The organism is Microbacterium sp. KRD172 (genome assembly GCF_017168295.1).
GTDB classification, from domain to species: Bacteria; Actinomycetota; Actinomycetes; order Actinomycetales; family Microbacteriaceae; genus Microbacterium; species Microbacterium profundi.
This window is the reverse complement of record NZ_JABFAS010000002.1, coordinates 174,422-184,668: the sequence shown is the minus strand read 5'-3', so window position 1 is coordinate 184,668 and position 10,247 is coordinate 174,422. Positions and strand designations below refer to the sequence as shown.

The window sequence follows — 10,247 nt, the reverse complement described above, 5'->3', positions numbered from 1 at the left end:
CATAACTCCGGAGCATCTTGGCAGATGGGGTGCAACGGGGACGGTTCGCTGCGGATCCAGCGAGATCCTCCGGAGTTGTGCGGCTGGATCCACAAGTCCGCACTTCGCCTCCACAGAATCTCCGTGCGTCGTTGTATCCACATAACGTAGGTTTCCCGCACTCAGGCCTTCCGCGATGCGAGCACGATCTGATGGGTGAAGCAGACCGTAGCTGAGCTCCTCAGGGCGACATACTCTCCGATCGTGTTCTCCAGGGCCGAACTTCTGGACGCAGGCAGCAGTGCAGAGGACATCACCCGTGCCGTCAAGGCCGGTACTCTCGTGCGTCTGCGCCGAGATCACTACAGCCGCCCAAGTATCGATGCTCAGATCGCGGAGGCGGTCCGCATAGGTGGTCGTGTGTCATGCGTGACTTTGCTGCAGATGCTCGGTGTGTTCGTGTTGAAATCCTCCGGGCTGCACCTGCAGCTGGCGCCGCATATGTCTCGGATACGGACCCGTGCCTCGAAATCGACGGTGATGCATTGGCCACGGTGGTCTCACCGCGGTGGTCCGCGACATGTCGCTCTTCTTGAGGACGCGGTACGGCAGTCGATTCTCTGTCAACACGCGCGGGCCGCGATCGCCACCCTCGACAGCCTGCTGCACCTGCGTCTGGTCACCATGATGCAGCTTGAGCAGATCTTCACACGACTGCCCGCCCGATTGCACATTCTGCTGAACTTGGTCGACGCGTCGGCCGAGTCCGGCCCCGAGACCTACATGCGCCTGATTCTTCGCACACTCGGTGTCAGCTACGAGGCACAGGTGGTGATCGACGGAGTCGGACGGGTCGACTTCGTCGTCGAAGGGTGGCTCATCATCGAATGCGACAGCAAGGAGTTCCATGAGGGATGGGACAAGCAGGTGGAGGACCGGAAGCGTGACATCGCCTCCGCTGGCCTTGGCTACACGACGATCCGACCTATCGCGTCAGACATCCTCTTCGACTCGAACGCGGTTCGGCAAAGCATCTCTGACGTGCTCGATGCCTTCCGGCCGAGGACGTCACGCGGACGCGCCGCATAACTCCGGAGCAATGGCCGTCTGAGGTGTGCTCATTCCGAGAAAGACGCGGCATCCGCGAAAAGCTCCGGAGTTGTGCTGGGCAACGCCGCCTCACAGCGAGCGGGCGAACTCCGAGATCAGGTCGGCGGCGATCTCGGCGTCGCTGATCAGCGTGCCGTGGCCGTGGTCGGGGATCTCCTTCAGCTCGGCCGGCCCCGGCACCAGCGCGACGATCTCGCGGCACCAGGACACCGGCGCGAGCGGGTCGCGCTCACCGCGCAGCACGAGCACGGGGCACTTCACCCGCGCGTACGCCTTCTCGGGTTCGTGCACCACCGTGGCACGGATCTTCCTGATCAGGTGCGGGCCGCCGCGCAGATATTCGCGCGCGCCGCGCCAGAGCACGATCGGCCGCTCGCCGATGAGATCGCGCAGCAGATACGTCGCCTGCTCCCGGATGCTGCGCGTCGCACTGTTCACCGTGGGGCCGGCGAGCACCAGGCCGTCGACGAGCTTCGGATGCCGTGCCGCCATCTCCGCGCCGATCTGAGAGCCCATCGAATGGCCGATGATCACGGCATCCGTGACGCCGATGCTGCGCAGAAAAGCCGCGATCAGGTCGGCATGACGCGCCATCGTGAGTGTGCGCTCGGGTTCCGGTGCCTCTCCGAATCCGGGTAGATCGAGCGCGATGATGCGTCCGGGCAGGCGCTCGATGAAGTCGAGGTAGACGCTGCGGCCCATTCCGATCCCGTGCACGAGCACGTACGGACGCGCGCCGGTGCCGAAGTCCTCGGCGATGAGGGTCGCGCCGCCGTGCTCGAACTCGATGACGGATGCGGGCACGCCCTCAGGAGCGAGAAGACGGGAAGGCATGGAACGACCCTATCGAGGGATGCTGACCGTGAGCGACGCGCGAAGGCTGTGTCCGTGCCCTGTGTGAAACTGGCATGTGCCTTCGCAAGACCCGTCTCCGACTGCCTCCGTGAAACCGCGCGTGCGCGACCGCCTGGCGCAGACATTCTCCGACCCGGTGCTGCGCGCACTCGTCACTGCGACGGCTGTGTCGCGCATCGGCCGAGGTGTCTTCCTCACTGTCACCGTGCTGTTCTTCACCCTGATCATCGGGTTGAGCGCCGGCGAGGCCGCAGTGGTGCTCGCCGTCTCCAGCGCCTGCGGAGTGCTCGCCTCGTTCCTGGGTGGATGGCTCGCCGACCGATGGAGCGCGCGCCGACTGGCGTTCGTCTTCGAGACCCTCGGAGGGCTGCTGCTCGCGACCTACGCCTTCGCCGACTCCTTCGTAGCTGCCCTCGTGATCGCGAGCCTCGCCGGCTTCTTCGACACGATCGGGTATTCGGCGCGTTCGGCGATTATCGCCAGAGGGTTCGCACCGGAACGACGGGTGCATGCCCGTGCCGTGCTGCGCACGGTGACGAATCTGTCGATCGCGATCGGCTCGGGCATCGCCGCAGTGGCACTGGCTCTCGGAACCGCCGAGGCGTACCGGATCGTCATCGTCATCGCCGGCGTCATCGGCGTGCTCGGTGCATTGCCGCTGCTGCGACTGCCGGCATCCGTCGATGCGCCGGTGCGCGAAGTGGACGCCGTGCTCACGGAGACGGGATCCATCGACACCCACGGCACGGCCGAAGCCACGCTCGCCGCCCGGAAGGACTGGCGCCGCCGTTCGCCATGGCGCGACCCGCGCTACCTGCTGCTCTCATTCCTCTCGGCGGTGTTCGGCATGCAGTTCGGCGTCGCCGAGCTCGGGATGCCGCTGTGGGTGACCCAGCGGACGAACGCTCCCGAGTGGGTCGTCGCGCTGCTGCTGATCGTCAACACCTCGCTCGTCGTGCTCTTCCAAGTGCGCGCGTCGCGCGGCACCCACGACGTGCGTATAGCGGGCAGGGTGACGATGATCGCCGGATGGCTGATGGCCGCGGCCTGCGTGATCTATGCGCTCGCGGCAGGGCTGCCGGCCTGGGTCGCGATCGTCGTGCTGATCGTGGCCGCCGTCACCCACACCTTCGCCGAGATCCTCTCCCAGGCGGGAGCGTGGGGGCTCAGCTTCGAGCTCGCCGATCCCGTGCGTGCCGGGGCCTATCAGGGCGTTTTCGGCATGGGGTTCTCGCTCGGCGCGCTCGCGTCGCCGATCGTCGTGAACGCGACCGCGATCACGTTCGGCCTGCTCGGCTGGGTGATGCTCGGTGGGATCTTCCTCGCCGCAGCCTTCGGCATCTGGATGATCTCGCGGCGTGCGGCCGCCGTCGTCGACGCCAGAGCCGCGCGCAGCCGAGCCGCGCGCAGCCGAGCCGGAGCTCAGAGCACGGCCGAGAGGAAGTCCCTAGTGCGCTGCTCCTGCGGATCGCTGAAGATGTCCTCCGGCTTGCCCTCTTCGACGATGCGACCGCTGTCGAACATCAGCACTCGATTCGACACGTCACGGGCGAACTGCATCTCGTGCGTCACGATCAGCATCGTCACATCGGTGTCGCGGGCGATGTCGCGCAGGATGTTCAGCACCTCGCCGACCACCTCGGGGTCCAGCGCACTGGTGACCTCGTCGAGCAGCAGGATCTCGGGTTCCATCGCCAGCGCCCGAGCGATCGCGACGCGCTGCTGCTGACCGCCGGAGAGCTGGGTGGGGTGAGCGTTCTCCTTGTCGGGAAGGCCGACCTTTTCGAGCAGCGCGCGGCCTCGCTCGATCGCTTCCTTCTTGGAAAGACCGAGCACGTGCACGGGTGCCTCGATGATGTTCTCGATCACCGTCATGTTCGGGAACAGGTTGAACTGCTGGAAGACCATGCCGATGCGCTTGCGCATCTCGTTCTTGTGCTTCTCCTTCAGCTCGACCCGCTTGCCGCCCTGCGAGTAGTGCGTGAGCGGCTTGCCGTCGATCAGGATGTAGCCGTCGTTCGCCTCCTCCAGCGTCATGACGAGGCGGAGGATGGTCGTCTTTCCCGAGCCGCTCGGGCCGATCAGTGTCACTCGATCCCCGCGCCGAACGGTGAAGTCGAGATCGTGCAACACGACGTGGTCGCCGAATCGCTTCTCGACCTTGTCGAAGAGGATCGCCGGCATCTCGCCGTCATCGAGCGTGATCGCACCGGTATGGGTGTCAAGCGGTGGTGTACTCAAGACGTTTCTCCAATCGCCTGGCCAGCAGCGAGCTCAGAAGGCTTGCGACCAGATAGATGAGTCCGGCGATGATGATCGCCTCGACGAAGCGGAAGTTCTTACTGCCGTACAACTGCGCCTGGCGCACCATTTCGACGACGGTGATGACCATGAGGAACGGAGTGTCCTTGAACATGGAGATCACGTAGTTGGCCAGGGCCGGCAGTGTGGAGCGCAGCGCCTGGGGGATGATCACGGCTGTCCACGTGCGTCCGGGTGACATCGACAGCGCCGTCGTCGCCTCCCACTGGCCGGGAGGGACCGCATCGATTCCGGCACGGTAGACCTCGGCCATGTACGTGGCGTAGTGGATACCGATGATGATCGTTCCGAGCACGAGAGGCGGGACAGTCGTGAACACGTAGTACGCGAAGAGCAGCTGCACCACGAGCGGGGTCATGCGCACGAAGTTCATCAGCAGAGTGATGACGGCGGCGACAGGACGCGGTGCCGTGCGGCGGCCGAGCGCGATCACGAGCCCGAGGATGGCGGCGATGATGCTGCCGATGATCGTCACGACCAGCGTGACCGTGAGGAACTTCTCCAGGATGTCGGGGAACGCCGCGATGGCGTGGTCCCAGCTCCAGAAGCTGTTGTCGTCGTTCATGCGGCTTGACCTGCCCCCTTCATGTCGGGGACCGGAGTGGTGGTGATGGAGTCACGCCACTTCCCGCCCTGCCCCAGACGGTGCTTGGCACGCGTCTCGAGCGCGTTCATGCCCAGCGTGAGCAGGTAGGCGATCGCGAAGTAGATGAGCAGACCGAGACCATACGCGAAGTACACGTCGGTCTGCACGCGCAGCTTGTTCAGCTCGGCTGTGAGGTCGACGATCGTGATCAGGTAGACGACCGCAGTGCCCTTCAGCAGCTGGATCAGCAGGTTGTTCAGAGAGGGGAGCATGAGCGCCCAGGCCTGCGGGAAGATCACGCGCCACATCCGGTGCGTGCGGGAAAGGCTCAGCGCCGTGGTCGCCTCCCACTGGCCGGCCGGCACCGAGTTGATCGAGCCGCGCACGACCTCGGCACCATAGGCGCCGTAGTTCAGGCCGAGGGCCAGGATGCCGGTGAAGACGGCGGGCATCTCGATCTCGAAGGGCGGCAGCGGCAGCACGAAGAAGAAGAAGAAGAGCTGCACGAGCAGCGAGGTGCCGCGGAACAGCTCGATGACGACGCGCGCGAAACCGCGCAGCAGGACGTTCTCGAATCGTGCCAGCAGCCCGAGGCCGATGGCGACGACGATCGCCAGGAGGGCGCCGCCTGCCGTCAACTGGAGTGTGATGAGCACTCCGTCGACGAGTTGGGGCAGCGCCCTCCAGAGCGCTTCGAAATTCTCAGTCACAGGAGTCGGATCAGCCCAGCTCGCCGGAGCAGAGCTGCTCGGTGGTCAGGTCGGCCGGGGGAAGGTTCTCAGCGGTGAAGCCGAACGGCTCGACCAGGTCGAGGTACTTCGTCTCGTCGCCCGTGATCTTGGCGAGTTCCTCGTTGTAGGCCTCGAGCAGCTCGGTGTCGTCCTGACGGAACACCGTGGCACCGGCGCCGATCTGCTCGACCCCGTCGATCTCCTGCACGAAGGCCTCGGTGGTCTCGACGTCATCCATGCCCTCTGTCATCCAGTTGAGCGAGACCGCGGTCAGGGTGAACGCGTCGGCGCGACCGGACTGCACGATCTCGATACCGGCCTGGGCGCTGTCGACCGGCACGGTGTTCGCGATGCCGAGATCGGTCGCGTAACCCTCTTCGATCGCCCCGGACTGCACCGCGAGAGTGACGTCGCCGGCCGCGGCGACCGAGTCGAGGTCGCTGAGGTTCTTGGGGTTGCCCTTGGGGACGACGAGGGTGGTCGTGTACATGATCTCGGGATCGCTGAACGCGGCCTCTGCGCAGCGCTCAGGGAGGATCGACATGCCGGCACTCACGGCATCCCAGCGGCCGGCGTTGAGCCCCGGGATCAGTGAGTTCCAGTCGACTTCCTCGACTTCGATCTCGTCGATGCCGAGATTCTTGAAGATCTGCTCGTGCATCGCGATGGTCGCGCCGGTCGGCTCGCCGTCTTCCACCCACGAGTACGGCTGCTCGGAGGCGATCGCAAGTGTGATCTTGCCCTCTTCCTGCGCCTTCTCGAGCGTGTTCATGCCCTCGGTGTCGTTGCCGCCCCCTGCTGAGCACCCGGCGAGAAGGCCGAGCGTCAGGGTTCCGACGGCGGCTGTGGCGATGCCGATCCGTGTCGTTCTCTTCGTCATGATGTCCTCGCGTTCCGTATGAGTTCCGTATCCGGGCGCTCTGCACGGGCGCCGTTGACCGTGCCCCAGACTATGGAATCTGTCGATGGATGTACAGTCAGGCGCGCTGATTGTCGACAAGTATACAAAAACGTGATCATGAGGCAGACTGAGGAATCCTGACTCGACTTCGCAGAATGACGCGGAGGATCGACAATGAGATGTTCGCGGTTTCGCGCGACGGCTGGAAGGGATGCACATGGCTTCACACACCCCTCGCGCGGTTTCGCCGATCTCGATGGTGCGCGTCGCTCGACCGTCGACCGTCGACCTCATCACCGCCGAATTGCGCAGTGCCATCTTCACCGGAGCGCTGCCGGTGGGCAGCCCCATCGGTGAGGTCGAGATGTCGTCGCAGTTGGGGGTGAGCCGCAGTCCGCTGCGGGAGTCCACGCAGCGACTCGTGCAGGAGGGGCTGCTCACCGCGTCCCCGGGCCGCGGCATGCGCGTGAGCATGATCGGACCTGAGCACGTCGCCGACGTGTACGACGCACGGCTCGCGATCGAGGGCCAGGCGGTGCGCCTGATCATCAGGTCCGGCGCCGCGTCGGTGCTGGACAGGCTTGAGCGCGCGTACGATGCCCTGGTCGCGGTGAGCGAGGGGACGGATGCTCGCGCCATCGGCGATGCGGACATCGAGTTCCACCGGGAGCTCGTCGACTCGGCCGGCAGCCGCAGGCTGACGCAGTACATGGCGACGCTCGCGATCGAGACCCGTATCGCCAGCTTCAGCGACCCGGGTGGCTATACCGTGCGCCGTTCTGTCTCCGACACATATCGGCAGCTGCTCGACGCGCTCGCCGCGGGCGACGTGGCTGCGGCTTTCCTCGCGCTCGAGCAGCAGTTCGCCGAAGCCGTCGACCGGCTGACCGGCAAGGACGACGATGTCGAGACGGTCGAGACTCCCGCCGACGTGGAGCCGCCCGCGATCGGACCGATCGAGATCACTGAAGAGGTCTGAGCGCGCTGGTGCTCAGCCCTTCGGCCGGAGCACCAGTGTGTCGACGGTCGCCTCATCCACGGCATCCGCAGTGAACGCCCACGGCGTCTGGATGCCGCGTGACCAGTTCTCGGTCTGATCGACGTAGTGCGGGTGGAACGCATGTCCGGAAGCACCGGTCAGCTGATTCCACGTCGAAGCGTCGAAGTCGGACAGGTCGATCACCATCCGCATGGATGGCACAGTGGTCGTCGCATATCCCTCACCGAGCTCCCAGCCCGTGGCATTGACGACAGAGGGTCCGCCGCCGACGGGATAGGGCCCGCGGTTGAACAGTGCTTCGATCGGGGCGATTCCGGATGAGCCGAGGGTCGAGTTCTTCAGGGTGATGGCGTGCAGGCTGCCCCAGTTCCAGCGCGAGACGGCCGAGCCCTGCAGCCCGGCGAGCTCGGTGTAGGCCTGTTCGGCGGAGAAGGCGAGCATCTCCTCCATGCCGGAGACGTCGAGCTTCTCGTTCTTCCAGAGCGGGTCGGTCGGGTCGTCGAGCAGTGCGGAGACCACCGTGAACAGGCGGGCCTGACCGTCGTGCGGCAGCGGCTTCTCACGCTGCTCGAACAGGTTCAGCACCAGGTTCGACCACAGCACGTTCGCGTAGGCGGCCGCCGCTGAATCCGCGTTGTTCTGCGCGTCCCAGGTGCGCAGAAGTGCGACGGCTTCTTTCGGGCCGGTGCCCTCCACCTCGATGTCGGCCATGATCGCCGCGAGCTTCTTGCCTATCCACATCTCGTTGTCGTTCTGGATGTCGCGCATGTCCTGCGCGGTGAGCGGTGCTGCCGCAGCGCGGCGTTCGATCATGTGGGTGATCCGAGCCGCACGGTAGCCGTAGTCCCAGTCGCGGGAGAGGAAGCGGTCGTAGTCGTCCGTGACGATCGCGTTGTTCGCCGTGACGATGTAACCCGAGCTCGGATTGTAGGAGACGGGCAGCTCCTCGAAATCGATGAACCCGGTCCAGTCATAGCTGCTGTCCCACCCGGGCTGCGGGAGCCATCCGTCGCCTGCGCCCCGGATCGGCAGGCGGCCGGGCGCCTGGTATCCGATGTTGCCCTCGACGTCGGCGTAGATCAGGTTCTGCGCCGGCACATCGAACAGCGATGCTGCATACCGGAAGTCGTCGAAGTCCTGAGCCGTGGCGAGAGCGAAGATCGCGGTCGCGGTGCTGCCGGCATCCAGCGCCGTCCAGCGCAGGCTCACGGCGTACTCACCCGAGAGTGCCGCTGACGCATCCGTCTCTCCCTGGGTGAGCGCGTCGCCGTCTGCCGCGACCTGACCGTCGGCGACGGCGGTGAAGTCGTCGGTGAGGCCGGAGATGATCGGACCGTGCACTGTCGAGCGGATCGTCAGATCGATGTCGTCTCCGCCGGCCACCTTGACCGTCTCCTCGCGCACGTCGAGGGGCACCAGTGCCCCGTCGCGCCAGTACTCATCGCCGTCGACCTTCTCGATGTAGAGGTCGGCGACGTCGGTCGTGAGGTTCGTGAAGCCCCAGGCCACCTGGGCGTTGTGGCCGATCACGATGCCAGGCAGGCCGGAGAACGAGAAGCCTCCGACGTCGAACGGGCATTCGTCGGTGATCGCTGAGCAGCGCAGCTGCACCTGGTACCAGACAGACGGCAGCGATGACCCCAGGTGCGGATCATTCGCCAGCAGAGGCAGCCCACTCTCGGTGAGCTCGCCGGAGACGACCCATGAGTTCGAGCCGATGCCCTCGCCGACATCTCCGATCAGCATGCTCGCCGCCGCGACGACGCTGTCGGCCTCCTGCCATTCGATCGTGGACACCGCGGTCTGCACCTGCGAATCCTCGGTCGTGCCTGTTTCGGTCGAGAAGGCGGCGGGCGCGGCATCCGTTGCCGCTTCCAGCGCGGGCACCGTTGAGAGCTTGGGCACGATCACCGGGTTCTCTTCGAACGGATATGCGGGGTAGAGCTGTTCGAGTAGTTCCACGCTCTCGGCCGGGGCCGTGGGGTCTCCGACCTCGGCGATCAGCAGTGCGCGCTCGGTCTCGTCCTCGATGTTGGTGCGGAGGTCCCAGGCCATCGCCTTGAGCCACGCCACTGAATCGGCGGGCTCCCACGGCTCGACCTCGTAGTCGGGGTTCTGTATGCCGAGAACGGCATATTCCAGCGAGAGGTCGGCACCATCACGCGTTTCGAGGTAGGCGTTCACGCCGTCTGCGTATGCCTGGTAGTAGGCGAGCGTGGTCTCGTCCATCGCCTCGACCTCCTGCTCGGCGACATCGCGCCAGCCGAGGGTGCGCAGGAACATGTCGGTCGGGGCCTGTGATTCGCCGAACATCTCGGCGACGCGGCCGGATGTCACGTGCCGGCGGAAGTCCATCTCGAAGAAGCGGTCCTGCGCGTGCACGAAGCCCTGGGCATAGAACAGGTCGTGCGAGGAGTCGGCCGTGATCGTCGGTACGCCGAGGTCGTCGCGCTGCACCGTGACCTCTGCGGTCAGCCCATCGAGTTCGATCTCGCCGGCCGTCTGAGGGAAGGACCGCTGGATCGTCCAGACCACGAAGAAGGCCGCAGCGACCGCGATCACGAGCAGCCCGGCGACGACACCGAAGGCGATGCGCCCGATCCTGACTCCCAGACGGCGGGGTGCAGGCGGTTCGACAGGTTCGATCGTCATTGAGCGTTCTTTCAGGGTCGTCGGCGGGATCCGGTCTCACCGTTCCCAGGAGCGCGTTTCGGGACGCGCTCTGGAAGCCTAGCCCGATCGATGCGTTTCAGCACGCTGCGC

General features: G+C 65.5%; 8 protein-coding genes and 1 pseudogene. 3 read left to right on the top strand and 6 right to left on the bottom strand.

Features of this window, described 5'->3' with window-relative positions:
- Positions 1 to 195 precede the first annotated feature (195 nt).
- Complete coding sequence (locus J1M43_RS01010) at positions 196 to 1,068, top strand: type IV toxin-antitoxin system AbiEi family antitoxin domain-containing protein (protein WP_206475452.1); 873 nt, start codon at positions 196 to 198, stop codon at positions 1,066 to 1,068.
- 90 nt (positions 1,069 to 1,158) lie between these two features.
- Here the strand turns inward: J1M43_RS01010 and J1M43_RS01005 are convergent, their stop codons facing one another.
- Entirely contained in the window at positions 1,159 to 1,923 is a 765-nt protein-coding gene (locus J1M43_RS01005; protein WP_206475450.1) for an alpha/beta fold hydrolase, read from the bottom strand.
- A gap of 76 nt (positions 1,924 to 1,999) precedes the next feature.
- Here J1M43_RS01005 and J1M43_RS01000 point away from each other — a divergent pair.
- Positions 2,000 to 3,187, top strand: a pseudogene (locus J1M43_RS01000) (MFS transporter); the annotation flags it as partial.
- Between the two features lie 179 nt (positions 3,188 to 3,366).
- Here the strand turns inward: J1M43_RS01000 and ehuA are convergent.
- From ehuA to ehuB, 4 genes are read right to left on the bottom strand one after another with little or no spacing between them, the layout of a single operon-like run.
- Positions 3,367 to 4,128, bottom strand: coding sequence for an ectoine/hydroxyectoine ABC transporter ATP-binding protein EhuA (ehuA, locus tag J1M43_RS00995; RefSeq protein ID WP_206477274.1), 762 nt, complete (start codon positions 4,126 to 4,128; stop codon positions 3,367 to 3,369).
- Positions 4,129 to 4,165: 37 nt separating this feature from the next.
- Positions 4,166 to 4,831, bottom strand: coding sequence for an ectoine/hydroxyectoine ABC transporter permease subunit EhuD (gene ehuD, locus J1M43_RS00990; protein ID WP_033105538.1), 666 nt, complete (start codon positions 4,829 to 4,831; stop codon positions 4,166 to 4,168).
- Positions 4,828 to 5,562: an ectoine/hydroxyectoine ABC transporter permease subunit EhuC gene (ehuC, locus tag J1M43_RS00985; RefSeq protein WP_206475449.1), complete on the bottom strand. Its 735-nt coding sequence runs from the start codon at positions 5,560 to 5,562 to the stop codon at positions 4,828 to 4,830. Before ehuC ends, ehuD begins: the two co-directional genes overlap by 4 nt.
- A 10-nt stretch (positions 5,563 to 5,572) precedes the next feature.
- Positions 5,573 to 6,463 carry an ectoine/hydroxyectoine ABC transporter substrate-binding protein EhuB gene (gene ehuB, locus J1M43_RS00980; protein WP_033105537.1) on the bottom strand — a complete coding sequence of 297 codons (891 nt, stop codon included), beginning with the start codon at positions 6,461 to 6,463 and terminating at the stop codon, positions 5,573 to 5,575.
- A gap of 238 nt (positions 6,464 to 6,701) precedes the next feature.
- Here ehuB and J1M43_RS00975 point away from each other — a divergent pair, with 238 nt between their 5' ends.
- Complete coding sequence (locus J1M43_RS00975) at positions 6,702 to 7,463, top strand: GntR family transcriptional regulator (RefSeq protein WP_160175043.1); 762 nt, start codon at positions 6,702 to 6,704, stop codon at positions 7,461 to 7,463.
- 12 nt (positions 7,464 to 7,475) lie between these two features.
- Here the strand turns inward: J1M43_RS00975 and J1M43_RS00970 are convergent, their stop codons facing one another.
- On the bottom strand, positions 7,476 to 10,136 hold the full coding sequence (locus J1M43_RS00970) for a penicillin acylase family protein (protein WP_206475447.1): 2,661 nt from the start codon (positions 10,134 to 10,136) through the stop codon (positions 7,476 to 7,478).
- Positions 10,137 to 10,247: the final 111 nt, after the last annotated feature.

Excerpts from the sequence above, each read along its gene's own strand:
- J1M43_RS01005 (WP_206475450.1), bottom strand. The coding sequence starts at position 1,923 with ATGCCTTCCCGTCTTCTCGCTCCTGAGGGCGTGCCCGCATCCGTCATC.
- ehuA (WP_206477274.1), bottom strand. The coding sequence starts at position 4,128 with ATGCCGGCGATCCTCTTCGACAAGGTCGAGAAGCGATTCGGCGACCAC.
- ehuD (WP_033105538.1), bottom strand. The coding sequence starts at position 4,831 with ATGAACGACGACAACAGCTTCTGGAGCTGGGACCACGCCATCGCGGCG.
- ehuB (WP_033105537.1), bottom strand. The coding sequence starts at position 6,463 with ATGACGAAGAGAACGACACGGATCGGCATCGCCACAGCCGCCGTCGGA.
- J1M43_RS00975 (WP_160175043.1), top strand. The coding sequence starts at position 6,702 with ATGGCTTCACACACCCCTCGCGCGGTTTCGCCGATCTCGATGGTGCGC.
- J1M43_RS00970 (WP_206475447.1), bottom strand. The coding sequence starts at position 10,136 with ATGACGATCGAACCTGTCGAACCGCCTGCACCCCGCCGTCTGGGAGTC.